This window comes from [Ruminococcus] lactaris ATCC 29176 (genome assembly GCF_025152405.1).
Classification (GTDB): domain Bacteria; phylum Bacillota; class Clostridia; order Lachnospirales; family Lachnospiraceae; genus Mediterraneibacter; species Mediterraneibacter lactaris.
Window position 1 is genome coordinate 524385 of sequence record NZ_CP102292.1, and the last position, 26786, is coordinate 551170.

Annotated in this window: 25 protein-coding genes; all 25 read left to right on the top strand. The window is 35.7% G+C overall.

What is annotated here, in order from left to right; genetic code table 11:
• Positions 1 to 5 precede the first annotated feature (5 nt).
• The gene (locus NQ541_RS02595; RefSeq protein WP_005608851.1) at positions 6 to 284 is read left to right on the top strand and encodes a PglD-related sugar-binding protein; all 279 of its coding nucleotides are present in this window, start codon (positions 6 to 8) and stop codon (positions 282 to 284) included.
• Positions 281 to 1252: an ATP-grasp domain-containing protein gene (locus NQ541_RS02600; protein ID WP_005608848.1), complete on the top strand. Its 972-nt coding sequence runs from the start codon at positions 281 to 283 to the stop codon at positions 1250 to 1252. The genes NQ541_RS02595 and NQ541_RS02600 overlap by 4 nt, the downstream gene beginning before the upstream one ends.
• Before the next feature lie 170 nt (positions 1253 to 1422).
• On the top strand, positions 1423 to 2049 hold the full coding sequence (locus NQ541_RS02605; protein ID WP_005608846.1) for an HAD family hydrolase: 627 nt from the start codon (positions 1423 to 1425) through the stop codon (positions 2047 to 2049).
• Positions 2046 to 2909, top strand: coding sequence for a beta-1,6-N-acetylglucosaminyltransferase (locus tag NQ541_RS02610; protein WP_005608843.1), 864 nt, complete (start codon positions 2046 to 2048; stop codon positions 2907 to 2909). The genes NQ541_RS02605 and NQ541_RS02610 overlap by 4 nt, the downstream gene beginning before the upstream one ends.
• 163 nt (positions 2910 to 3072) lie before the next feature.
• Positions 3073 to 4359, top strand: coding sequence for an IS110 family RNA-guided transposase (locus tag NQ541_RS02615; protein WP_005608692.1), 1287 nt, complete (start codon positions 3073 to 3075; stop codon positions 4357 to 4359).
• Positions 4360 to 4889: 530 nt separating this feature from the next.
• Positions 4890 to 6032 (top strand): glycosyltransferase, encoded by a 1143-nt coding sequence (locus NQ541_RS02620; protein ID WP_044939939.1) that lies wholly within the window; start codon positions 4890 to 4892, stop codon positions 6030 to 6032.
• 12 nt (positions 6033 to 6044) lie between these two features.
• Entirely contained in the window at positions 6045 to 6851 is an 807-nt protein-coding gene (locus NQ541_RS02625; protein WP_005608838.1) for a glycosyltransferase family 2 protein, read from the top strand.
• On the top strand, positions 6848 to 7951 hold the full coding sequence (locus NQ541_RS02630) for an EpsG family protein (protein WP_005608837.1): 1104 nt from the start codon (positions 6848 to 6850) through the stop codon (positions 7949 to 7951). The genes NQ541_RS02625 and NQ541_RS02630 overlap by 4 nt, the downstream gene beginning before the upstream one ends.
• Positions 7952 to 8101: 150 nt before the next feature.
• Positions 8102 to 9184, top strand: a complete 1083-nt coding sequence (gene wecB / locus NQ541_RS02635; protein ID WP_330362678.1) for a non-hydrolyzing UDP-N-acetylglucosamine 2-epimerase — start codon at positions 8102 to 8104, stop codon at positions 9182 to 9184.
• 22 nt (positions 9185 to 9206) lie between these two features.
• Positions 9207 to 9944, top strand: a complete 738-nt coding sequence (locus NQ541_RS02640; RefSeq protein ID WP_005608832.1) for a glycosyltransferase family 32 protein — start codon at positions 9207 to 9209, stop codon at positions 9942 to 9944.
• Entirely contained in the window at positions 9941 to 11167 is a 1227-nt protein-coding gene (locus NQ541_RS02645; protein WP_005608830.1) for a glycosyltransferase, read from the top strand. Before NQ541_RS02640 ends, NQ541_RS02645 begins: the two co-directional genes overlap by 4 nt.
• Positions 11168 to 11171: 4 nt before the next feature.
• Entirely contained in the window at positions 11172 to 11918 is a 747-nt protein-coding gene (locus NQ541_RS02650) for an NTP transferase domain-containing protein (RefSeq protein WP_005608829.1), read from the top strand.
• Positions 11919 to 11940: 22 nt separating this feature from the next.
• On the top strand, positions 11941 to 12816 hold the full coding sequence (locus NQ541_RS02655; RefSeq protein ID WP_023922029.1) for a phosphotransferase: 876 nt from the start codon (positions 11941 to 11943) through the stop codon (positions 12814 to 12816).
• Positions 12816 to 13790 (top strand): glycosyltransferase family protein, encoded by a 975-nt coding sequence (locus tag NQ541_RS02660; RefSeq protein ID WP_005608825.1) that lies wholly within the window; start codon positions 12816 to 12818, stop codon positions 13788 to 13790. The genes NQ541_RS02655 and NQ541_RS02660 overlap by 1 nt, the downstream gene beginning before the upstream one ends.
• Before the next feature lie 12 nt (positions 13791 to 13802).
• Positions 13803 to 14357: an HAD family hydrolase gene (locus tag NQ541_RS02665; protein ID WP_005608824.1), complete on the top strand. Its 555-nt coding sequence runs from the start codon at positions 13803 to 13805 to the stop codon at positions 14355 to 14357.
• A gap of 123 nt (positions 14358 to 14480) precedes the next feature.
• Positions 14481 to 15371: a glycosyltransferase family 2 protein gene (locus NQ541_RS02670; RefSeq protein WP_416390686.1), complete on the top strand. Its 891-nt coding sequence runs from the start codon at positions 14481 to 14483 to the stop codon at positions 15369 to 15371.
• 24 nt (positions 15372 to 15395) lie between these two features.
• Complete coding sequence (locus NQ541_RS02675; protein ID WP_005608818.1) at positions 15396 to 16388, top strand: acyltransferase family protein; 993 nt, start codon at positions 15396 to 15398, stop codon at positions 16386 to 16388.
• A gap of 1 nt (position 16389) precedes the next feature.
• On the top strand, positions 16390 to 17304 hold the full coding sequence (locus tag NQ541_RS02680; protein WP_005608814.1) for a glycosyltransferase family 2 protein: 915 nt from the start codon (positions 16390 to 16392) through the stop codon (positions 17302 to 17304).
• Between the two features lie 21 nt (positions 17305 to 17325).
• Positions 17326 to 18435: a polysaccharide pyruvyl transferase family protein gene (locus tag NQ541_RS02685; RefSeq protein WP_005608812.1), complete on the top strand. Its 1110-nt coding sequence runs from the start codon at positions 17326 to 17328 to the stop codon at positions 18433 to 18435.
• A 24-nt stretch (positions 18436 to 18459) separates the two neighbouring features.
• The gene (locus tag NQ541_RS02690; RefSeq protein WP_005608810.1) at positions 18460 to 20079 is read left to right on the top strand and encodes a lipopolysaccharide biosynthesis protein; all 1620 of its coding nucleotides are present in this window, start codon (positions 18460 to 18462) and stop codon (positions 20077 to 20079) included.
• Between the two features lie 55 nt (positions 20080 to 20134).
• On the top strand, positions 20135 to 21256 hold the full coding sequence (locus tag NQ541_RS02695; protein ID WP_259936446.1) for a hypothetical protein: 1122 nt from the start codon (positions 20135 to 20137) through the stop codon (positions 21254 to 21256).
• A gap of 46 nt (positions 21257 to 21302) precedes the next feature.
• Positions 21303 to 22856 carry an oligosaccharide flippase family protein gene (locus NQ541_RS02700; RefSeq protein WP_023922039.1) on the top strand — a complete coding sequence of 518 codons (1554 nt, stop codon included), beginning with the start codon at positions 21303 to 21305 and terminating at the stop codon, positions 22854 to 22856.
• A 31-nt stretch (positions 22857 to 22887) separates the two neighbouring features.
• A complete protein-coding gene (locus NQ541_RS02705) occupies positions 22888 to 23703 on the top strand; it encodes a hypothetical protein (RefSeq protein ID WP_005608802.1) in 816 nt (271 codons plus the stop codon).
• A 10-nt stretch (positions 23704 to 23713) separates the two neighbouring features.
• On the top strand, positions 23714 to 25477 hold the full coding sequence (locus tag NQ541_RS02710; RefSeq protein WP_005608800.1) for a thiamine pyrophosphate-binding protein: 1764 nt from the start codon (positions 23714 to 23716) through the stop codon (positions 25475 to 25477).
• Between the two features lie 451 nt (positions 25478 to 25928).
• Positions 25929 to 26768, top strand: a complete 840-nt coding sequence (locus NQ541_RS02715; RefSeq protein ID WP_147644487.1) for an SDR family NAD(P)-dependent oxidoreductase — start codon at positions 25929 to 25931, stop codon at positions 26766 to 26768.
• The last annotated feature ends 18 nt before the right edge of the window (positions 26769 to 26786 follow it).

Genomic DNA, 26786 nt, shown 5'->3' on the forward strand with positions numbered 1-26786 from the left:
AGTGTATGAGTAGATTGATTATTATTGGTGCTAGTGGTCATGGTAAAGTAATTGCAGACATAGCTGCCCGATGTGGATATACCGATATTGCATTTTTGGATGATAACCCCAATATAAGAGAATGTATGGGATATCCGGTTATCGGAAAAGTAAAAGGTGCAAAAGAATATCCGGGTGCAAAGTTTATTGTAGCAATCGGAAATCCCGAAATCAGACAAAAGATACAGGAACAGTTGGAGATTGGAAAAGGAATCGTTGTGATGGCTAGGAGGATGGCAGCATGAAGATATTATTTACCAGTGTGGGAAGGCGTGTAGAGTTGTTGCAGGCTTTTCGGGCAGCAGCAGAAAAATTGGACATTGCACTGACGGTTATGGGAGCAGATATTACGAAAAGTGCTCCGGCACTTTTTTTCTGTGATGAAAGGCGACTTGTGTGCAAAATACAAGAAAAAGAATATATTCCACAGCTTCTTTCTATCTGTGAAAAAGAAAAAGTGGATTGTCTGATTCCTACTATTGATACAGACCTCTTGTTACTTGCGGAGAACAAGGAAAAGTTTGAAGCAATCGGGACAAAGGTACTGATTTCAGCAGTGGATAAAATAAAATTGTGCAGGGATAAAAACTATACTGCAGATTACTTTGTTTCTCTTGGGTTGAAATCCCCTCTGCCTGTCAACAGTGTAGAAAAATATGAAGAAGCATTGAAACGTGGAAAAGTCAGTTTTCCGGCATTTATTAAACCGAAAGATGGTAGTTCAAGTATCAATGCCTATAAGGTGGAAAATCTTGAAGATTTGAGACTTTATGCAGAAAAAATTGAAGATTATATCATTCAGCCGTTTATTAGTGGCAGGGAATACACAATAGATATTTTCTGTGATTATGAAGGAAATCCTGTTTACATTACGCCGAGAGAACGTCTGGCAGTTCGCTCCGGAGAGGTATTAAAATCAAGAATTACGCAGGATGATACAATGATTGCGGAAATGCGGAGATTGATTGCAGATTATAGACCTTGTGGTCAAATTACAGTTCAATTAATTCGCGAGGATGTCACAGGCGATGATTATTATATTGAAATTAATCCTCGTTTCGGAGGTGGAGCACCGCTTAGTATGAAAGCTGGAGCAGACAGTGCAAGTGCAATTCTTAGGATGTTGAGAGGGGATAAACTTTCTTATATAGAAAGAGCTGCTATAGATGGAGCTATTTATAGTCGTTATGACCAAAGCGTAAGGGTAAAGTGAAATTAAAAACATTAGAAGGGACTATAAATGAAAGAAAACTATTGAACAGGCTTTTTCAAGTGAAACCAATATATCTGACAATGATAGAAACATTTAGAATATGTGCTGATTTTAAAGAAAAACTAAAAAGCTGAAGAAAGTTATATGTATTTTAGAAAGAGAAAATGTAGATGGTAATAATAACGAATATTTTAGAAGTTGAACAACATCTTGATGGGATAACAGGTGTGATTTTTGATTTGGATGATACCTTATATTCTGAAAAGCAATATGTTAGAAGTGGATATAAGGCGGTGTCGAAACGACTGGGTAATGAAATTTTTGCAGATAAATTTTGGAAGTATTTTGAAAAAGGAAAGCCAGCCATTGATGAGCTTTTGAACGAAATGAATTGCAAGGATAAAAAAGCGGAATGTTTAGAAGCATATCGCTTCCAAAAACCGGATATTTGTTTATATGATGGTGTAAGGGAGATGTTAGAAAGGCTGAAACAAAATTATAAATTAGGTTTAATTACGGATGGACGACCAGAAGGTCAGAAAGCCAAAATTAAGGCGTTGAGATTAGGTAAATATTTTGATGAAATCATTATTACAGATGAACTGGGTGGGATTGATTTCCGCAAACCGAATCCTAGAGCATTTCAGATTTTAGCAGAAAAATTTAGAGAGGAATATAACCGGATGTGTTACATCGGAGATAATATTCATAAGGATTTTATCGCACCGGAGATGTTGGGAATGAAGTGCATCTGGTTTAGAAATCCAGATGGTTTATATAGTGGAGAAAAGCAATGAGACATGCATATTTAATTACTGTTCATAAAAATTTTCGGATATTAGAGCAATTCATGAAAGTATTGGATCAAAAAGGCACAGATTTTTATGTTTTGATAGATAAAAAGATAAATACATGTTTGGAAAAGGTATGTACATATATCCCAAAGAATTCTAAAGTCATAGAATTGGAATCTTTAAAAATAAATTGGGGTGGGGCAAGTCTAATTGAAGCAGAACTAAATTTGTTAAGGCGAGCATCTACGGGGAGATATGATTATTATCATTTTATGCAAGGAGCAGATTTTCCTATAAAAACAAAAGAAGAAATCGAGCACTTTTTTGAGATAAACCGAGGATGTGAATTTATTGATTATGAACCGGGCAATTATGAATTTGCAAAATATAAGTGTGATTATTGGCATATGTTTGTAAATTATCCGAGGTATAGAACAAGTAAAGGACTCAAAATTTTAAACCATTCATTTGTAAAAATACAGAAGTTTTTTAGGATTAATCGTCACGATAGAGAGTTGTTTCATGGTTCTGCATTGTGTTCTATTACAGATGAGTGTGCAAAATATATTCTTAGTAAGGAAAAAGATATTAAAAAGAGATATAGATATTGTTTGGCGGCAGATGAGGTCTTTTTACAAACAGAAATTTATAATTCAAAATTTAGAGATAGGTTATATTATAACGATGAACGATACAGTAATGCAAGATTAATTGACTGGAATCGTCGGAATGGGAATTCTCCATATGTATTTAAAGTAGAAGATTTTGATTTGTTAATAAATGCAAAAAATAAAGTATTTGCAAGAAAGTTTGAAGAGGATGAATATGAAGTGGTTGATAAGTTGTATCAACTATTGAAATGAAAAGTAACTGTATTATTTAAAAGTTAAAGAAGCTTCCTGTATAATTCAAATATAGGGAATTCCAAGAAAGAAGGTTGAGAAAAAGAAATACCTCAGAGTAAAATAAGATTACTGACTTTGGACGGTTAGTAAAAAATCTTATTAAAACAGTGAGGTATCTATAATGAATTGTAACACACAGAACGCAAAAATTGCATCCATAACTGAAAAAACTTTGATTGTTGGAATTGATGTCGGCAGTGAAACTCATTTTGCCAGGGCATTTGATTGGCGGAACTATGAATATACAAAGAAGCCGCTGGAATTCAGTAATACTGAGGCGGGTTTCATGATGTTCAAGGCATGGGTGGAAGATATCGCAGAAAAGCAAGGTAAAACAGCTGTAATTCCCGGAATGGAGCCGACCGGTCATTACTGGTTTGCACTGGGGAAATTCCTGCAGGACAGCGGGATGAAGCCTGTACATGTGAATCCGCACCATGTCAAGAAGTCGAAAGAGCTGGATGACAACAATCCCAATAAGAATGACCGTAAGGATCCAAAGACGATTGCGGCACTGGTCAATGAAGGACGCTTCTCTTATCCCTACATACCAACCGGTATTTATGCGGAGATCAGGAGCTTATCGAATCTTCGTTTCCAGACGCAGGAAGAGCTAACAAGAATCAAGAATCGAATCGCTAGATGGTTTGCCATTTATTTTCCTGAATATAAAGACGTTTATGGGGATTTAATGGCAGTCAGCGGACGAATGATACTCAAGGAAGCTCCATTGCCGGAGGATATCAGAATACTTGGAGTGAACGGTGTAAACCAGATTTGGAGAAACGCGAAGCTGCGAGGCACTGGAATGAAGAGGGCAAAGATCCTGGTATCAGCTGCAGAGCATAGCGTTGGAAGTAAGGAAGCACCGGAAGCGGCAAGGATTGAATTGAAGAATCTGCTGAATGACATGGATGTATATGTGTCAAGGATGGAGGAACTGCTCCAAACTATAGAGGAAAAACTGAAGACGATTCCATATGTTGATAAACTGATGGAAATCAAAGGAATCGGATTGATTACAGTCAGCGGATTTATTGCAGAAGTAGGTGACATTGGACGTTTTGATAATCCGAAGCAGCTGCAGAAGCTGGCGGGATATGCAATCGTGGCAAATGATTCCGGAAAGCACAATGGAGAGAGCCGGATCAGCTACAGAGGCAGAAAACGGCTGAGATATGTGCTGTATGAAGCTGCGATATCACTGGTGGGGAAGAATGCTGAGTTTAAGGAAATACATGAGTATTATCGAACCCGTAAAGAAAACCCGTTAAAGAAGATGCAGTCAGTAGTAGCAGTGGCATGTAAGATTATTAGGGTATTCTACACAATCCTGACAAAGGGTGTGGATTATGACCCAATGAAACTGATGAGTGATATCAGAAGGCCACAGTTGCAGGCAGCGTAGTAAGCAGAGACAAACAGGTAATGTTCTGTCACAGTTGAATTGAACTTTCAGAAATAGCTGCGGAGAGTTGAATTCAGCTGTGACAGGAAGGCTGAGAAGTATGAAGACCGAGTCGGGAAAACGTCCGCCGTAAGGTGCCGTGAGGTATTGATACTTAAACAGGTCAGTAAGACTTAAAACAAAAAAGAATGAGCCAGTAGTCGGCAGGAATAATCACCATAGGGCATGACCCTGTAGAGGAGCTAAGCTGACACCCTGGTTATGGACAGGCGGGACGAAGGAAGTTAGGACCCGGCAGAAATGCGGGTGATCCTGGTAGACACGGGAGGTTCGCTGCCGTAGATGGGAGGGTATACACAAGGCCATGTAGAACGAAAATGATGACGTTTTATTTTGTGTACCCCAACCCCTCTATTTTCGTACCAGATACAGAGAAATGTCCATCTTCTTGGCTCATTCATCTGAGATATGGAACTAAAAATCCCTTGAAAAATAAGGAAAAAAGACTTGACTATATAGGGAGGCGTTTTATGAAAAGAATTTGTTTTATAAGTACGATACCATTAACACTTAGAACATTTGTGTTAAAGACGGCGATATATCTACATGAGAATACAGATTGGGATATTAGTTTTATTTGTAGTGAAGATGAAGAATTTGCTTCAGAGTTACCCGAATTTATACATTATTTTCCGGTTCCAATGGAAAGAGGAATTAGTATCTCCGGAATAAAATCAATGATGCAAATGAAAAAAATTTTTGTAAAAGAAAAATTTGATTTAATACAGTACTCAACCCCGAATGCTTCTCTTTATGCGGCACTTGCAGGAAAGTTAGCTGGAATACCAGTTAGGCTGTATTGCCAATGGGGAATGGTTTATGTTGGATTTGAAGGAATAAAACGACAGGTGTTTAAAGCTATTGAAAAGATAGTATGTAAACTGTCAACATGGATTGAACCAGACAGTGTAAGTAATTTAAATTTTGCACATGAAGAAAATTTATATCCACAAACAAAGGGATCAGTTATATGGAATGGAAGTGCATGTGGTATCAATCTAGAAAAATTTGATATTTCTCAAAAAATTAAATATCGGAAGGATATTCGCGAGAAGTATAATTTCCCAGAAGCTAGTTTTGTCTATGGCTTTGTAGGAAGAATTACAAAAGATAAGGGTATTAATGAATTGCTTGCTGCTTTTAAGCAGATATATGAATCTAATTCTAATGTGTATTTAATGATGGTAGGTGCAACAGAGAAGGATGATACAGTTGATGAATCGTTATTTTTGTGGTCAAAAAAATGTGAACACGTGATATATACAGGATTTACAGATATCGTAGAACAATATCTGTCTGCAATGGATACGTATATTTTACCAAGTTACAGAGAAGGTTTTGGTATGGGAGTAGTAGAAGCAGAGGCTATGGGAGTTCCAGTGATAGTTACATCTATTCCAGGTCCCGTGGATGCAATGAAAGAAAATGAGACTGGATTAGTTGTTGTGAAAAAAGATGTAGTTGGGCTAACTAAGGCAATGAAGATTATGCAAGATAATCCGCAGATGTGTAAACAATTTGGTGTAGCTGGAGAAGAACTGGTACGGACTAAATTCGAGCAGAAGAAGTTGTTTGAAAAGATTTTGGAAGATAGAAAAAGATTGTTGAAGTAAGGGTGAGAGAAGATGTTTGCAAGAGTATCGATTATTATGGGAATTTATAACTGTGAGAGTACTTTGGCAGAAGCTATTGATTCTATCCTTTCACAGACGTATATGGATTGGAAACTCATAATGTGTGATGATGGTTCCGAAGATAATACATATAAACTTGCAGAGCGATATCAGAAGAAATATTCGGATCAGATTATCTTAATTATGAATGATAGGAATAGAGGACTTAATTACACATTGAATCATTGTCTTAAGTATGCAGATACAGAATATGTAGCACGTATGGATGGTGATGATATTTCTTTACCAACGAGACTGGAAAAGGAAGTGGAGTTCTTGGATTCGCATCCAAAGTATGCTGTTGTTAGTTGTCCTATGATCTATTTTGACGAAAATGGCGAATTCATGTTGGGAAAAGAAACTGGAGAACCAACTTTGGAGTCTATGGTAAGGAAAACTCCATTTTGTCATGCTCCTTGTTTAGTTAGGAGAGAAGCTTACGAAGCAGTACATGGATATGCAGTAGCTGATAATCGGCTTAGAGTTGAAGATTGGGATTTGTGGATTCGCATGTACGAAAAAGGATTCAAGGGTTTCATGTTAGATGAGTATCTTTATGCAATGAGAGATGATAGGAATGCAATCAGTAGAAGAAAAATGAAGTATAGATTAAATGAGGCAAGAGTGGGAGCATCTGCGGTAAAGAAGTTGAAACTTTCCCCTATTAATTATGTATTATGCTTGCGGCCAATTTTAGTAGGGTTGTTGCCGAGATCTGTTTATAAAGTATTACATATATTGAAGGGGAAAATTAAATGACTGTATATTTAGTTGCTATTTTATTAACTGCAATTATTAGCTCAGTAGGGAGCGGACGGAGGAGTTATACGATTACGGAGAATGATAGAAAGATATATTACTGGAGTAATCTATATACTATTGCAATTCTAATAGTTTGGTGTTTTGTATTTGCGTATAGAGGCCTTAGTGTGGGTAGCGATACATCTGGATATTATGCTGTTTATCGTAGGATATTTAGCGATAATATGACATATTCTAACTTTATTACTTATGAGAGAGATGTTTTTTTTGCAACTTTAGAATTCTTTTGTGCAAAATTTTTTCAAGGTAATTGGATTTGGTTTCAAGTTGTAGTGGCTATTTTAACATATCTACCAATAATAAGTGTTGTTAAAAAGAACTCAAATGATGTAACCACATCATTGCTACTGTTTATATTTACACTTCAGTTTTACTCAGGATTTAATGGGATGCGTCAAGGAATTGCAATGAGTTTTGTAGTGTATGCCTATTTTAATTATTTATTAGAAAAAAAATATCTTAAGTTTGCGATTTTAATTCTTGTTGCATTTAGCGTTCATTCTAGCGTAATATTGGTAGTGCCATTCTTGCTTTTTTCTTTATGTGGATTTAGTAGCAAGATTGTACGATGGAGTGCAGCTGCAATAGTTGTTTTATATTTATTTGTGTGGCAGATTTGGCCATATATAATTCAATTTTTCACAGCGATTGGGCAGGTAAAAATGGCCAATGATTATGCAGAAGCAGGTACGGGTCATGGGTCAGGATTATTGAGAGTGATTGTGGCGATGTTGCCTTTTGTTCTTGGATTTTTTTATAAAAATATACTTCGTGAAAAATACAAGAATATTGATGTTGAATTAGCTATGGTTCTATATGGTGCTCTTTTTATGCTATTGAGTATGAGATACTGGATTTTCGCGAGAGTATCTAGTTATTTTTGCGGAAGTTTAGTTATATTTATTCCGAAATTGATAGATATATTTACAGATAGGCGTATAGGAAAGCTTTTTATTTTGATTTTATATTTTAGTTATATGGTTGCATTACTTCTACATGGAGACGGGGCGTATTATCCGTATACATTCTTTAATTAAATGCAATATACATTTTCGTGATTAAAAGCACAGATATATCTGGATGTGTTTTTTATTTCTAAAACAAGGAGATTAACTGAATATGAAAAAAGTTTTATTAGTATTTGGAACTAGACCGGAAGCAATAAAAATGCACCAGTTATAGGAGAGTTGAGGAATAGACCAGAATCATTTGAAACATTAGTTTGCGTTACTGGTCAGCACAGGGAAATGTTAGATCAAGTCTTGAAAATATTTGAAATTAAACCGGATTATGATCTTAATATCATGAAACAGGGGCAGGACTTGTATGATGTAACCAGCAGAGTTCTTGTTGGAATGCGGGAAGTCTTAAACGATGGTATGCCGGATGTTGTTTTGGTTCACGGTGATACAACAACAAGCATGGCTGCTGCACTTGCAGCTTTTTATATGCAGATACCGGTGGGACATGTAGAAGCTGGACTTAGAACATATGATATTTATAGTCCGTGGCCAGAAGAAATGAATAGGCAGTTGACGGGTAGAATAGCTACGTATAATTTTGTGCCAACTAAGAATAGTTTCAATAATTTGGTAGGTGAAGGTGTTGATGAAAAGTCGATTTTTGTAACGGGAAACAGTGTAATTGATGCACTGCATCAGGTTGTTAATAGAATTGATTCTGATACGAACCTTGCAAATGAAATTACTAGGAAATTATTATCATTGGGTTATGATATTACAAGAACATATAATAAAAAATTGGTATTGATTACAGGACATAGAAGAGAAAACTTTGGAGATGGTTTTTTGAATATCTGTTCTGCTATAAAAAAATTATCTGAAACATATAAAGATATAGATTTTTTATATCCTATGCATTTAAATCCCAATGTAAGGAAGCCAATACACGAGATTTTTGGAGCTAACCTGAATGCATATGACAATATATTTTTTATTGAACCATTAGAATATTTAGAGTTTGTTTATGTAATGAGTAAGGCAACGGTATTATTGACAGATAGCGGCGGAGTACAGGAAGAGGCTCCGGGATTAGGTAAACCAGTACTGGTTATGAGAAATACAACAGAGTGCCCAGAAGCAGTTGATTCGGGAACAGTTAAACTGGTCGGAACAGATTATGACAGAATCATATCTGAAACAGGTAAATTATTAGATAGTAAAGATTATTACAATCAGATGTCTAGGGCAATCAATCCATATGGAGATGGAAAAGCAAGTATTCGTATAGCAGATATATTAGAAAAATAAAGAAAATGGTAGGAGACAAAATATGATACCAAAGATAGTTCATTATATATGGTTTGGAGGAAATTCATATTCTGAAAAGATCCAGCATTGTATTGATAGCTGGCATAAGTATTTGCCAGATTATGAATTTATGTTATGGAACGAAGAAACATTTGATGTGAATTCTGTTAGGTTTACAAAAGAAGCGTATGAAAATAAAAAATGGGCTTTTGTCTCTGATTATGTAAGAGTGTATGCTCTATATAATTATGGTGGTTTTTACTTGGACACAGATGTTGAAGTTTTAAAACCTCTTACAGACTTTACAGGTAATAAGTTGCTACTAGGGACCGATGAAGATGGTGCGTTAACTGCTTTAATGGGGTCTGAAAAGAATTTTGAACTTTGGGGAAAACTTTTAAGAATGTATGATGAGATTTCTTTTGTTAGAGATGATGGAAGTTTTAATCAGGTTGTTAATAATGTCTATATTGAGGATTCCTTAAAAAAACTAGGGTTTGTAAAAGAAAATAAGTATCAAAGATTAGCGGAAGGTATAGAAATATTTCCGGACGATTATTTCCATGCTATAAGTTTAATGAAAGGCACAAAAAATATTACAAAGAATACTTATGCTATTCACTGGCATACATTATCTTGGACTCCTCAGAAAACACATGTTTTGAGATTTATTCGAACTAAGATATTCTTGCCATTATTTGGAAGGGAGAAAGGTTTGAATATGATCAACAAAATATTAAGTAAAGGAAAAAACAAATGAAAAAAAGAATTGTGTTTGTAAATTTGCACACTAATTGGATGATGCTTAAAGTTACCGATGTTATTTTATTAAAAAATTCTGTTGCGTTAAAACACAAATACCTGTTGGATTATTTGTTGCACAACATAGATAAGTATGAAGTTTGTACTTATTTGAATTCAAACTGTTTTTCTTTATATCAAAGGGGATCAGATAAATTACAGAGAATACTTCGACCTATAGGTATAAAAGAAAATGAGTGGATTATGCACCAAAATGGTATTAAAAAAGGTCAAATAGTAGTTATTAAAAATGCGAATGAATTAAAAAAAGATGACCTGATCGTTTTGTATAATGTTAAAACTGCGAGTTATATTGGTATGGGAGATGTAAAAGCTTTTAAAGCTTTAAGTATGCTACATTTTCACGGGCGAGAAGAAGAGGATGAATTAATAAAAAATGCCAATATTAATTGTTTTTTTAATGAAGTGAATCTTAAGACTAATTGTGAATTATATAGAAAGTATTATCACATAGATAAACCATGGATTATACATCCGTTTGTTTTTGCTGAAAGATTTCAAAATAGAAAACCATTCAATGAAAGAAAGAATATGGCATTTGCTACTGGGACTATTACTTATAAGGTTCATAAAGAGTTTTTGGATACATATGGTGATTCTTGTGATCAACCATCAAGAAAACAAATCAAAGACAATCCAGAGTTTTTTAAAGACACAGTCTATTGCACAAGTAGCGACTATCTCGAAGATAATGCAGGAAAACCAATTAAAGATAATGATTTTGTTTTGATAAAGTTATATAAAAAGATCTACAATCGCTTGTTTACCGGAAAGCAAAAAAAATATTTTTCTTTCGACATGGTAGAGGCATTCAATTCATATAAAATGTGTATTGTTGGTGAGGAAATCCTTGGTATCCCAGGTATTGGTTTTGTAGAAGGTATGGCCTGCGGGTGTGCTTATATAGGTATAGATTCGCCAGCATATAGAGACTGGGGATTAGTGCCTGGAATTCATTACATTACCTACGATGGTACAAAAGAGGATCTCAAGAGAGTTATCGAGTATTACCAGATGGATGAGCACCAGGAAGAATTGGAAAGAATAGCTAGGACCGGATACGACTATGTTCGTACCCATTTCAATGGAGATGCGGTTGCTGAAACGTTGCTGCACGACTTAGAAGAGCAGCAGAGAATTTGGCTTGCTCAGAAAGGATAATAAAATGGAAAAGAAAAAGTTACATTTAATAATGCCTATGGGCGGAGCAGGTTCGCGTTTTTTCAAAAATGGATTTGTTATGCCAAAGCCATTGATTGAAATTAGTGGTAAACCGTTCTTGTATTGGGCAACAAAATCGATTGAAAAATATGTGGATCTGGCAGATATCACATTTGTTGTACTGAAGCAGCATATTGCAGAATTCCAGATTGATGAAGTAATTCTGGAATATTTTCCGGAGGCCCAAATTGAAGCAGTGGACTTTGAAGAGGTTAAGGCTGGACCGGTTATGACTTGTTTGGCAGGACTAAAGAATATTAATGATGATCAACCTATTTTATTCAATGACTGTGACCACATGTTTGCATGCGATAGGTTTGCAGAGGATATGAATTCTGAAAATTGGAATTATGATGGAGCGTTACTAACTTTTGAATCTAATGAGCCGCAGTTCAGTTATGTTCAGTATGAGAACGGACGAATTGTTGGAACCGTAGAAAAAAAGGTTGTCAGCAATCATGCAATTTGTGGTGCATATATGGTCCGCAATGCACAGATGTTTCGTGAAATGGCGGATGAATATCTGCAAAATTGTAATTACAGCGAATTTTTTGTGAGTGGTATTTATAATGTAATGTGTAAAAAAGGTCTTGAAGTAAGAAATTATACCACTGATTTCCATGTTCCATTTGGTACACCAATCGAATATGAACAGGCACAGAATTCAGAATACTTTGAAGTGTTAAAATAAGAAAGACAGCAGAGGATTAGGTATGAATAGCTACAATTTAGGCGGCCATTCTGGTTGCCAGATCTTTTTGATGGAAGATGATGATGGACAAGTTTTTGTTCGCAAGATTTCAAAAGATGTAGATTATAATGAAAGATTAGAAGTTCAAAGTAAAAAGCAAGCATCCTTTTCGGGTGATCCGATTAGAGCACCTCGCGTGCTAGACCATGGGTATACAGATGATGGTCTGTTCTTCTTTGATATGGAGTATGTTCAAGGTGTTACTCTTGCGGAATACATTAAAACTATGGAAATTGGCAAGGTAAAAGGAATTGTTGAATCATTAGTTAGTAGCATTGTACCGAACAAACCGATTACTGTTCTGGAAAGTGCAGTACCTGTTGAAGAGATTTTTAGAAAAAAGCTTTTGGATTTGCGAGGAAAATTGAAAGATAAAAATAACGCAGTAATCAATCAATCATTGGACTTGTTAGAAAGACATGATTGGCATAAATTAACCAATTCTCAATGTCATGGTGATATGACATTGGAAAATATCATCGTCAAGGATGACCGATTATATTTTATTGACTTTTTGGATTCTTTTTACGATTCATGGTTCTTAGATATCGGCACACTTTTGCAGGATGTTCAGGTTATGTGGTCTTATCGATTTGAGAAAGATGTCAACATGAATACGGTTTTACGATTGATTGTCTTCCGTGATTTGCTATTGGATGAAATACGAAAAGTAAATCCAGACTATGTTCTTGAGATTTATTATTCCTTGTTACAAAAATTGATTCGTATTTATCCATATACGAAGGATGAACTAACTTACAATTATCTGAATGAAAAAACAGCACTTGTATTAGCAGATATTCATGCATTAGAAACAAGAGTAAGGGAGGGTGTGTAATGAGTACATTGATTGTTCCTTGTGTAGGACGAAAAATTATGAATGGAATTCCACAGTACTTAAACCGCCATCCAAATGGGAAATTGCTGATTGAGCGAAGCATAGAAGGTGTTTTTTCTGATAAATACCGGAGGGTTTTGATTGTTCTGTTAAAGGAGGATACAGAGCATTTTGACGCAGAATCGATTATCGTTCAAGAGGTGAAAGGTTATCCGCTTGAATTTGTGCTTTTGGATCAAATGACTTCCGGTCCGGCGGAAACGGTATATCAGGCAATTCAAAAGGCTAATGTGACGGAACAGGTTGTGGTTAAAGATGCAGACAATTATTTAAAAACGGAAGAAGTGCCACAGGGGAATTTTGTAGCAGGTCTCGATCTAAATACCTGGGAACGAGATGTTCATAATCTTAGAAATAAAAGTTTCTTAATTGTAAATGAGCAGGGAAATCTTTTAGATATTATAGAGAAACGAGTTCGTTCTGATGTGATTTGCCTTGGACTGTATGGATTCAAGAGAGCAGCAGATTTTGTAAAAGCGTACGAACATTTAAATGATGCCAGTTATCCGATTTCAAAACTTTATGTAAGTCATGTGATTTCCTATCTAATTGGTTATTCTGGACGGGTATTCCGATATGTTAATTCTATTGCTTATGAAAATTGGGGAGATGAACGTCTTTGGAAGGATATGCAGCGAGACTATACGTTGTATTTCATTGATTTGGATAATATCTTAGGTTCGGATGGTATCTTAACAGAAAGCAATAAAGAGAAATTGGAAGTGTTGCAAAATAGAGGGGCATCCTTTATAGGTTACACAGTGGAGAATGAGGAATTTAAGATTTCAGCATTGAATATTTTGCAGGAAGCAGGATTATCTTTTATCAAGATTATATATGGTTGTCCATATTCTGAAAGAAAAGAGCTTATTGCTTCGGATGAGGAATTAGAGAGAAAGGTTATAGAACTATAAGGGGATTACAAATTGAAACTGATTATTGTAGATTTAGACGGAACACTTTTTGATACAAAAGATGTAAATTATCATGCTTACAAAGAGGCAATTGCACCTTATGGATATGATATGGATTATAAATATTATTGTGAGTTTTGTAATGGAAGACATTATCTTGATTTTTTGCCGCAGGTAACAACGACAGATAGTGAAATTCTTTCTGCCATGCACAAGGCTAAGAAGATTGCTTATAAAAATCATTTAGATAAAGCTGTATTGAATAAAGGCTTGGTAGATATCATTAGGTTGATGCGTGGAGAATACAAGACAGCTGTGGTAACGACTGCATCAAAAGAGAACTGTTGGGATATCCTCAATCAATTTGAAATTGCAGGTTTATTTGATTTGGTTCTAACACATGATGATATCACAAAATCTAAGCCGGATCCGGAAGGATTTTTAAAGGCAATGGAGTATTTTGGTGCAAAACCAGAAGATACTATCATCTTCGAAGATTCCACAGTGGGGCTTGAAGCGGCAGAAAGAAGTGGAGCATTTTATTATAAGACGTATAGATTTAATTGATTTTATTTAAAGAAAGGGATTGATGATGAGTAAAGTAAATATGACAATTTCTAAGCAAGCAAGATAAGTATTATTATACCTGCTTATCACTGTGAGACAACAATAGAGAGATGTATTTTAGGGATTACAAAAGGAACCTATAATAATATTGAAGTGATTGTGGTAGACAATGGCTCGGAAGATTCTACAAAGGAAATTGCTAATAAACTAGCCGATAAAGATGATCGTATTATAGTGATTCACCAGAATAATCAGGGACCAGCAGGGTCAAGAGATACTGGATTAAAAAATGCCACAGGAGATTATATTGCATACTGCGATTCTGATGATTGGTTTGAACCAGACTGTCTAGAATCTTTAATGGATTTTTTAACAAGATATAACGCAGATATAGCTGTGTGCAGGTCACAAATTCCAGGCAAGATAATAGATTATAATCCCTTTGAGGTTCAGGTTTGGGATAAAGATGGTGCAATAGATGCATTTCTGGAGCACAAAAAATTAAATGGTGTTTTGTGGAATAAACTGATTCGCAGAGAATTATTTGATGGAATTGAATTTGATAAGACGCTGTGGTACTGGGAAGATTTAGCGGTTGTTTGGAAAATTATGAAGCGAGTTAATAGAGTGGTTCGATTCAATGAGGCTAAATACAATTTTTATGTGCATCCTGAAAGCATGTGTGCAAAAAAATATAGTCCTAATCGTATTTATTCTAGCCTTAAGGTTTGGAATAAAATTGTCGAAGATTGTTCAGACGCTGGCATGGAGGAACATAGTCGCAATGCAACAGTTGCACGGTTTAAATGGTTATACGGCGATTTGAAACTAATGTTTAAAGATGACTATGATGATAAGGAATCCATGAAAACAGTTCAATGCATCATGCGTCAGACAGGAACAATTGGAATAAAGAGTTTGGAAAGTAAGAAGGACAAGATATTTGCCAGTCTTTGCATTGCTGATTTAAATTTGGCAAAGACAATGTATAAAATATTAAACAGATCAAAATGATAATAAACTTGGAGAATAGATAAGATGACAAAGAAAACAACCCAAAAGATAAAAGGGATCGCAATTCTGATTATGATTGCACACCATTTTCTAGTGTATGATTTTGGAGCAGATTTTTCAAATGCCTGGGTTGGCATTGGATCAAACTTTAAAATCTGCGTAGGAATTTATGCAGTGCTTTCTGGCTACGGCTACTTTTTTGCAAAGGAGAAAACTCTTACATATGGTCTGAAAAAAAGTTGGGGATTGCTCCAGGAATATTGGATTAGCTTGTTTACATTATTTATTCCTTTCGCTATGGTGGAGGGAGGGTGGAAACTCACTATAAAGAGTTTGGTTATTAATCTTTTTGCATTGGGTCCAAATCTTAATTGGAATGCGTGGTATGTTTACTTCTTCATCTTTTGCGTGCTGGTAATGCCATTCGTAAGCAAGATTTTTAAGTTTCATCCTGTCATAAATATAGGAATGGCAGTCGGTGTGCCTTTTGTGATTGAAGTGGTCATACATGAACTTGTTCCTAATTATCAGGAGATAACTATACTACAGGTAATGTTTAGTTGTATGCTTTACTTCGGTGTATTCTTAGCAGGATATTTGATGGCAAAATATAATTTGATTAAGAAGTTACAAATGACGTGGTTTTTGGGACTTTTATGCATGATAGGAGCTATTGTCTTAAGAGTGATGTTGGGACATATTAATATGTTTGGATTTAACACAGATGTTTTCTATGCACCTGTATTTGTGATTGGAGCCGCAAAGTTTTTTGAGGGCGTACCGGTTAAGTTTACTAAGGTATTTGATGTTTTAGGAAAATACTCTACGGGAATGTGGTTCTTCCACGCTGTATTCTTTGCGACTTATGTCAAAGACATCTTTCAGCCTGTGATGCTTCTGGTAAAACCGCGGCTTTTGATGTATGTATGGTTGGTTGTTTTAAGTTTAGTTGGAGCTGTGATATATAGAAAAATATTAGATGGAATAAAACTTCTTCCAAAGCTATTGAAAGGATAAAATGATGATTTCAATTATTGTACCGGTGTACAATTCCGAAAAATATATTGATAGATGTCTGGATAGTATATTGAATCAGACCTATAAGGACTTGGAAATTGTGTTGGTTAATGACGGCTCAAACGATCAGTCGTTAAAAATTTTAGAGAATTATGCTTTAAGGGATACAAGAATTAAGGTTGTAAATCAGGAGAACAAGGGAGTAGCAGCAGCTAGAAATACCGGATTGGATAATGCTACTGGAGATTACATTCTCTACGTGGATTCGGATGACTGGATTGAAAATAACATGGTCGAGCGTATGGTGGAACTTTCGGCTAATGCGGATATAGTGTTTTGTGGGAACGATAATGCTGTTTCACCGGAGTCTGTAAAAAAAATTATAGGGATTACAAAGGAAATCTGGAATAAAGATAAGATTATCTATGAGTTTTTAAGACACAAAATTATGTCAGGTATGCTTTGGAATAAGCTGATTAAAAGAAGTCTTACTGATGGATGTAGGTTTAATCCGAAGACTGGTTACGGTGAAGATGCAGAGTTTCTCTGGCAGGTACTTCAAAATACAAATAGCATGATAGTGACAAATGAGATACTTTATCATCATGTGCCGGACGAGAACAGCATTTCGCATCTGTCCTATTCAGAAAAAAAGTATTCAGCAATTTCTATGTGGGAGAAAATCAATGCGGATACATCAGCTATTTATCCTGAATATCTGAAATATGCAAGAATCAGTCTTACAAGTGCTGCTGTATTTGGATTATTTGAAGCCCGTCAGTGCTGCTATAAAAATAAGAACCAGTTGAAGTATATGAGAAGTATCACTAGGAAGAACATCGGAGGATTCCTGAAGGCAGATTACATATCAAAAAAATTTAAGGTATATGCCATTGTTGTATGTATCGGCTTTTAAAAAATAGGGAAGGAGTACCGTATGATAGGAATTGTTACCATAAATGATTATTCCAATTTGGGAAATCGTCTGCAAAATTATGCCATGTATACTATCCTGTCTAAGTATGATGAGACTTATAACATTGTAAGATTTTATGGAAGTGGCGGTGTGAAGGATGGAGATTGTTACAAGCCGTCACTGGTAAAGAATATTTTGAGAGTCCCGTATCACATGGCATTAAGTATAAAGAGCAGCCTCACTAATCACAATCAGTACCTTTTAGCAAAGGAAAGAGAAAAGAATTTTTTAGAATTTAATAAGTATATTATAGATCAGGATGAGATCACACCAAAGACCGATTATGAAACACTAAATGCAAAGTATGATTACTTCGTAGCGGGTTCAGATCAGGTGTGGAATCCGAATTTTTATAAGATGTATATTAATATGCTTGGTTTTGCATCAAGTGAGAAGAAGGTAGCGGTATCGCCATCTGTTTCAGTAGAAACATTGACCGACGATCAGATGCAGGAATTTATAAGATATTTATCAGATTATAAAGCATTATCCTGCAGAGAAGAACAGGGCTCAAAGCTGATTGAGTCAATAGTAGGCAGAGAGTGTACTACATTGGTGGATCCAACTCTTATGCTGTCAAAAGAAGAGTGGGATCAGATAATTAAAAAGCCGGTATTCCATGATGAGAATAAGAAATATGTACTTCTATATTTTTTGGGGAATTTGACTGAAGAGTACAAAGGAAGCATAGCTGTAATTTCCGATAGGTATAATCTGGAAGTAATCGATGTTTTAGATAAAAATAGCAGATACTATACCTGTGGTCCCGCTGAGTTTGTGTGGATGATAAAACACGCTGAGCTTATTTTAACAGATTCCTTCCATGGTTCTGTACTGTCGTACATTTATGATAAGCCATTTAGAATATTTGGAAGAGTAGATGGTAATGTATCTATGAATTCAAGACTTGTAAATCTATTGGATAAGTTGCAGCTTTCAGAAAAGACATATATTACAAAGGATTCTTCATTGGATAATTTGCTTGAGGTACATTATGACAAGCATTGCCTTGAAGCAGAGCAGAAGAAGTTTAGAAAGTATCTGGATGAAGCGTTTGAGAGAGGAAAGTAGTGAGCAATATGAAGAGGTGTTTTTATGGGCAGAACTGATAATGCCAAGAGAAATTTAATATGGGGATTTATCCAGAAGATTGTCAGCGTATTGATACCATTCGTTTCAAGAACGATTATGATATATGTTCTTGGAATGGAATATATCGGATTGAATAGTCTTTTTGCATCAATTCTTTCAATGCTGAGTTTTGCCGAACTTGGTATCGGTAGTGCACTTGTTTTTAGCATGTACAAGCCGATAGCTGACGGAGATGATGATAAGGTCTGTGCTTTGCTTGCATTTTACAGAAGATGTTACATCGTAATTGGAACGATAATTGTTGGATGCGGCTTAGTTATACTTCCTTTTTTGGATAAGTTTATAACGGGTGATGTTCCAAGTGACACCAACATATATGTGCTGTTTCTTATTTATCTGTTTAATAATGCAGTTGGATATTTCCTGTTTGCATATAAACAGTCAATTTTGATAGCATCCCAGAGAATTGATCTTGTGAGCAAAGTAAATCTGATTGTATCATTTTTCTTGAATGTGCTTCAGATAGCGGCTTTACTTATATTCAGAAGCTACTATGCATTTATTATCATTCTTCCGGTTTCAACCTGTGTCAGCAATTTATGGATTGCTTATGTCACGAAAGAGCATTACCCTCAGTATATATGCAAAGGTATGATTGGCAAGGAAGAAATCAAAGTGATTGCTGAGAAAGTAGGAGGACTGCTTTGCCAGAAGATCGGAAACATTGTGCTTTGTAATGTAGATGCTATTGTTATATCATCCTTTTTGGGACTTAGAATTTTAGGAATTTATAATGGTTATTTTTATGTAATATCTACCTTAATGGGATTCCTTTATATTATCCAACAGACATTGATTCCTTCCGTTGGTAGCAGTATTGCGAAGGAAAGCAAAGAGAAGAACTATAAGGATTTCAGTAAGTTTCAATATATATATATGTGGATTGTATCATGGTGCTCAGTATGCTTGTTAGTCCTGTTTCAGCCATTCATAGGAATGTGGCAAGGAACAGAGAATATGCTTGGAATTGAGATTGCGGTGCTTATGACTTGGTATTTCTTTGTATATAAGATGGGGGATATGTCTTATGTTTATAAGGAAGCGATTGGACTATGGTGGCAGGGAAAATACATTCCCCTTATCTCATCAATGGTTAATCTGGTATTGAATATCAGTCTTGTCCAGATTATCGGTTTACCGGGTATCATTATTTCGACGATAATCAGTGCAATTTGTGTAAACACTCCATTTGGATCAAGAGTGCTGTTTAAACATTATTTCAATTCCAATAAGCTATGGCTGCGGTTTTTAAGAGACGTATTTATATGGTTTGTAAAATGCCTGGTATGCTGCGGTATTACCTGGATTTGTGTATCACCTGTAGGTAATGGCATTATAGGAATGGCAATCAAAGCATTTGCTTGCATTATTATTCCAAACCTACTGCTTTTGGCATTCAACTTTAAGAATGCAGAATTTAAGGAAGCATTTGCGTTTGGAATGGGAATTATAAAAAGAAAAAGCAAGAGGAGAAAATCAATGAGTAATATGAATCAAAAGTGCTTTACTGTTTCTAATATTAGAACAGAAATTCGGGGGGGGGTGGAGTTATCTTACCTGTGATTTCAATGTAGAAGGAATGACATCTCCATTCCAAGAAGAAACAATGTGGTTTGCAATGAAGGAAGAAAATAAGGATATGCTCTCAAAAGACAGTTATAATGCCTTTTTCTTAGTGCCACTCTATCTTGGAATGTTCTATCACGCTAAAGTAAAAATTGAAGGTAAAGTATCAAGAAAGCTTTATCGCAATATGATGGATTATGGTCAGCAGATTTTGAAGAACTTTTCGCCAGACCTTGATTTTACAGAGGTTGAAGTGGAAGGATTTACAGAAGGAAATATATCTGAAAAGAAATTAATCGGAACAGGTATTTCCTGTGGAGTAGACTCTTTATCGACAATCTATGACCGTTTTGCTAAAGAGCAAGATGCAGATTATAAACTGAACAGTCTCTTTATCTTTAACTGTGGAACACATGGAGATTATGAAAATAGTAAAACACAGCAGAGATTTATTGATCGCTATGAGCTCAATAAAACTGCTGCTGAAGATATGAATCTTCCAATTTATCAGGTGAATTCTAATTTACATGCGTTTACACACAAGATAGCAGAGCAGAAGCTTGGCTATTTCGCTATTTACTCTTGTATCTTAAGCATGGGAAATAATATTAAGAAATACTATCTTGCAAGCTCATATAGCTATGATGAGCTGATGGAATTCCATAATCAGTCACATGATTTCGATATGGCAGAGTATACAGAATCTTATCTTGTACCACTAATTCAGACCGAGAATACGGAAATGGTTTTAGACGGTGCACAATACAAGAGAAGTGAAAAGACAGCCAATATTGCAGGTTGGGATATTGCACAGAAGCACTTAAATGTATGTATTGTTCCGGAAAATGGTGTACATAACTGTTCTTGCTGCTCAAAATGTATGAGAACTTTGATGCCGCTGGAGGCAATGGGAAAGCTGGACGAGTTCTCGGAAGTGTTTGATCTAGATGTATACAGAAAGAATTCACATAAAAACAAAGTGATGATTATGGCTTCTTATAAGAAGGAAGGGTTTGCAACAGATAATGTCGATTTCCTGATTTCTCATGGAGTTCAGATGCCTGGTAAAATGGAAGTATTCACCTATAAAACAGTTCATACAATGAAGATATATGGCAGACGCATTTTGGGGAATAAGTTTTATGATGGTATAAAGCACATCATCCAGAAGTAAAAGGGGATAAACCTGCATTTGCCATTATAATATGGGAGAATGCGGGATGAAATTTGATAGAACAAAAAATGCATTGCGAAATATAATATTTGGATTACTTCAAAGAATATATCAGCTGATTGTACCTTTTGCTATGCGAACAGCCATGATTTACTGGCTGGGCGTAGAGTATTTGGGATTAGATGGACTTTTCATATCGGTTCTTTCTGTACTAAACTTAGCAGAGCTTGGAGTCGGCAGTGCTATGGTTTATTCCATGTACAAGCCGGTAGCAGAAGATGATAGAACTACAATTTGTGCATTGATGAAGCTGTATAAGATTTATTACAGAGTCATAGGGCTCGTGGTGCTTGTTGGCGGATTGATTTTATGTCCATTCATTCCAAAGTTGATTTCGGATGAGCTTCCGGCAGGAATGAATGTATATATTCTATTTCTTTTGAATCTAGGAGCAACTGTTTTATCATATTGGCTTTTTGCCTATAAGAACAGCATTCTACAGGCTTATCAGAGGGCAGATGTAGTCAGTAAGGTAACCATGGTAGTAAATACCATTCGCTATGCAGCACAGTTTGTAATTCTTTTCTTCCAGCATGATTATTATATGTATCTGATTGTTACGTTGGTATCACAGGCAGGAATAAATATTGCAACAGCTGTTGTAGCTGAAAAGATATATCCGCATTTAAAGCCGGAAGGATCAATACCAGACGAACAGAAGAAGGTAATCAATGGCAGAATACGGGATCTTTTTACATCGAAGATTGGTTCTGTAATTGTCAATTCTGTTGACACCATAGTGGTTTCAGCATTCTTAGGCTTGACGGTGCTGGCGGTATATCAGAATTATTATTATATTATCACCGCATTGCTTAGCATAGTAAATATTTTGATATTCTCTTGCATTTCAGGAATTGGTAATAGCATCATTACAGAAACAAAAGAGAAGAACTTTGCTGATCTGAAGACATTTACATTTATCATCTCCGGAATGGCATGTTTTTGCACTACATGCCTGCTGACAATCTATCAGCCATTTATGAAGCTGTGGGTAAAAAAGGAAGAACTGATGTTTGCATATCCAGCAGTCATATGCTTTAGCGTTTATTTCTTTATTGTGGAAGTTAATACATTGCTGAATGCCTATAAGGATGCTGCGGGTATCTGGCATGAGGATCGATTTAGACCTCTTGTTACGGCAATCGTTAATTTGTGTCTGAACCTGATTATGGTGCAGTTCTGGGGGATTTATGGTATTTTGCTTTCAACAGTATTATCTATGCTGCTTGTCGGAATGCCTTGGCTTTTAAAGAACCTGTTCAGTACAATTTTTGAAAAACAGATGCTTGGACAGTATTTGATACCGCTCGGTAAATACATCGGAGCAACAGGTGCTGTTGTAGTTGTCTCAATCTGTATTTGCACACTGCTTCGTCCGTCTGGAATAGCGGCGATAGTAGTAAATGCTTTGATTAGCGGTGGGATTACACTGATTGTATTTTATCTGCTATTTAGAAAGAGTGAAGAATTTAAAAGGGCAATTGGTATTATTGATCGTGTTACGAGAGGGAAATTTAAGCTTAATAAGCGGATAAAATAATTTGCACTTATTTATTGGAAAGGAGTTGTCTATGACATTTAATACTTTAAAAGAGAAGCTTCCGTTTCTTGATTCGTTTGTAACGGTAGCACCTATCAGTTTAGAAAACGAAAAAATATATCATGATGCCAGAAGTGCAGCATTTTTTGCCATGGGGCGTACAATGAAGGAAAAGACCACCGTGGGACTGGCTCTTCCGGGAGCATATCTTGCCAGTACATACACAGCTATAACAGAAGCATGGTTTCAAAAGGTAAATGTAGTAGTTTTTGCTTTTTATGACAAGCTTTCAGAAGTAAGTACAGCGTGGATAGATAGATGCATAGTAAAGTCTATGACTATTGGAGCAGATGAGATAGATGATTCTATTGATGAAATAGAGTCTTGCTGTGGCATGAATGGACCGGTACTGATCAATATTGTTGGTGTGAAAGATGATGAAACATCTTTTGATTACAGAAAATGGATTGATGCAATACGACAGAAAGAAGGGAATGCTAAAATCAGATGCTATAATGCAATACAGTCTGATGGTATCATTAATATTCCTTCTAAAGATAAGTATGGTGTGATTTCAAAATACATAGGTATGTCTGTGGCAGTAAATGTCGGTTATCTCCTTTGCACATCCGAATGCTTTTTGATAGATGCTAATGTTTTTAGAACCAGATATGCAAATGGCAATATGAAAATCATACTTTTTGACGATGGAAACCTTGAGAAGATAGATGCTAAGAGCTGGATTGCAGGCAATGGATGGTGGTGCGAGGTTGTATCTAAAGATGAGACAACAGCGGTTAACTGGCTTATAGAAGATAAAACTCAGGGAGTACTTATAGTAAGGTAAGGAGAATAATATGTATACACACATTAAAGGCGTACAGATTTTAATCTCGCTGTTAAAACAATTTAATATCAGCCATGTTGTATTATCTCCCGGAACAAGAAATACAGCTCTGGCTGGAAGCATTGAAAATGATCCATTTTTTCACTGTTATTCGATTGTAGATGAGAGAAGCGCAGGGTATTTTGCACTTGGACTTTCTGAAGCATTGGATGAACCGGTTTGTGTATCCTGCACAGCAGCAACAGCTACATGTAATTATCTACCGGCGATGAAGGAAGCTTATGAGAGAAATATTCAGCTGGTTGCACTTACTGCAGATCAGAATCCATATGAAATGTTTCATATGGAGGATCAGTGTATTGATCAGGTGGATATGTTCCATGGATATGTGAAACTTGCTGTGGATGTACCAAAGGTAATGAATGATGCTGATTACTGGTATTGCAACCGTAGAATGAACGAAGCTTTTTTAGAACTTGACCATCATGGCAAAGGGCCGATTCAAATCAATTATCATATGTCTTATGATCTGAATGAGATTTCTACCTATGATGTAGAGGAGCTTCCTGTTACCAGAAAAATTGATAGATATGAAATAAATGCGGATTTCGCAGAGTTCGCTAACATGCTTTCGAGTAAGAAACGTATTATGGTTGTTGGTGGTTCAGAGTTTACAGAAGATGGGAAACTAAGAAGAGCAATCAACACCTTTACAGAGAAATATAATGCTGTGGTTATTGCTGATACCTATGCCAATATATATAGTGATAACGATAAAATATTTAACCCAAAAGCATTGGGAGATACAATCACAGCAGATCAAGTGAAATATCTGGCACCGGATCTTATCATCTCATTTGGTGCGGTTTACTATTCTACAATCAAGTACTTTATGCCAGTGTACTCAAACACTACAGAGCATTGGCAGATTTGTATTGATGGTATGATAAATGATGGATATCATTGCTTGAAGAATGTGTTTGAAATGAAACCAGAGGAGTTCTTTGAGCGAGTTAATGTATATGCTGATACTGTAAATAATGGCGAATATGCAGTTCGCTGGAAGAAGAGAATGGATATTGTGCATTTTCCAGAACTTGGATTTACTAATCTCGCTGTAATAAAGGAGTTCTGCAAGACAATTCCAGATAATTCACTTCTTCATACTACAGTTCTTGACAGCATCAGAATGTCAAACTATGTAGAAATGAAGCCATCCATACGATGCTTTGCCAATATTGGCGCGGATGGTATTGATGGTGCATTATCAACTTATTTGGGTCAGGGTGAAAGTGAAGAAAAACCAGTTTATCTTCTGATTGGTGATCTCAGTCTGATGTACGATATGAATGCCTTACTTCAGAAACTTCCTCACAATATAAGAATAGTTGTTATAAACAACTATTCTGGAGCTGAATTCCATAAAAACTTTGGTCTTGATAGGATTCCTACGTTGAATAAACATATTGCTGCCGGCCATAGAGTGAAAATTGCAAACTGCTGTATCAATTCTCAATTTAAATACTTGGCAGCAACCAATATGGAAGAAGTTAGAGAAGCATTGACGATATTAAATACTGAATCAGAGAAACCAATACTGTTAGAAGTATTTACTGATGCGGATAAGGATGCAAAAATTTTGAAGTCATACTGGATGACAAACCGTCAGGAAATTCCAGGCATGAAGCTTAGTGGTAAGGCAAGAGTAAAACAGATTGTCAGAAATATACTTGGCAATAAGGCTTATGCGATTCGTGAGATGTTTAAGAAATGAGTTTTATAGATGTTTTATTTTGAATATTAATGGTGGCACTGGTTCTTCAGGTAAGAGATAATAAATCAGGTCAGTGTATGAATCGAGATACATCATCTGCATTAAAGGGTTTTGCAATACTTGTTATTATGTTGCATCATATGCATAATGAAGCAGGTATAATTCATTTACGATTGCTGTATTAGGATTTTTGATGACCAGTGCAGCTTTTAGTGGCAATGGTTATGTGCATCTTAATTTATATAATTTCCATCAGAAAGGAAGTATCGGTTCAGTTATTTAAACAGATAGGGGATAAAAGCTTTGTATATTATATTTTTCATGCTGTTGTGTTGAATTGCTATAAAGTATATGCGAGTTTATATCCGATGCTTTATTGCGTACTTGTTTTTGTATCTACAGGTGTTCTGGTGAGCATATATTACAGAATAGAAAAGAGGTTAAAAAATCCGTGGGAATAGCAAATTATTTAAAAAGAATGGTTAGATATGTGATTAATGGTGTACCTGAATATCACATTACTGTGGAAGTTAAAGAATCAGCACCGAGCCATCAGCTTGCTGGTAAGAATATAATAGTTACCGGAGGTGGTTCTGGATTGGGATATTATATTGCAAAAAGATCTATTGCTGAAGGTGCAAAGATCCTTATTACAGGGCGCAATGAGGATAAGCTAAAGAAAGCTGCATTAGAATTAGGAAAAAAATGCAGTTATTTGGTATTTGATTCTGCTGATGTATCTCATATGAGTGAATTTATTAAGCAAGTATCTCACATATTTGGTGGTAAAATACATGGTCTTGTAAGTAATGCAGGAATCTCTCTTCATGAGGGTAATTTTAGAAATGTTACAGAAGAGGGTTGGGATTCCCAGATGAACATTAATCTGAAGGGAAATTACTTTATGGTTAAGGCATATATTGAGTATTTAGAAAGCTTAGATGATAAAAATGGAAATGTGGTAGTTATTACTTCAGAACGATCCAGAAGGTCTGATGATATTCCATATGGTTTGACAAAGGCTGCTTCTAATAGTTTTATTGAATGCTTTGCATCTAAAGTTATAAGTGAAGGCATCAGAGTGAATGGTGTTGCTCCGGGTGTAACCGCTTCTGATATGACTGGCGTTGATAGAAATGGTAATATGTATGCAAATTGGCAACCATCTAACCGTTTCTTTTTGCCAGAGGAAGTAGCAGAAGTAGTAAACTTCTTGCTGTCAGATGTGTCAAATTGTATTTCTGGTGAGATTATCGCTTGCGATCAAGGAAGATACATTTCGCATTGGTAAATCAAGACCAGAGTTTTG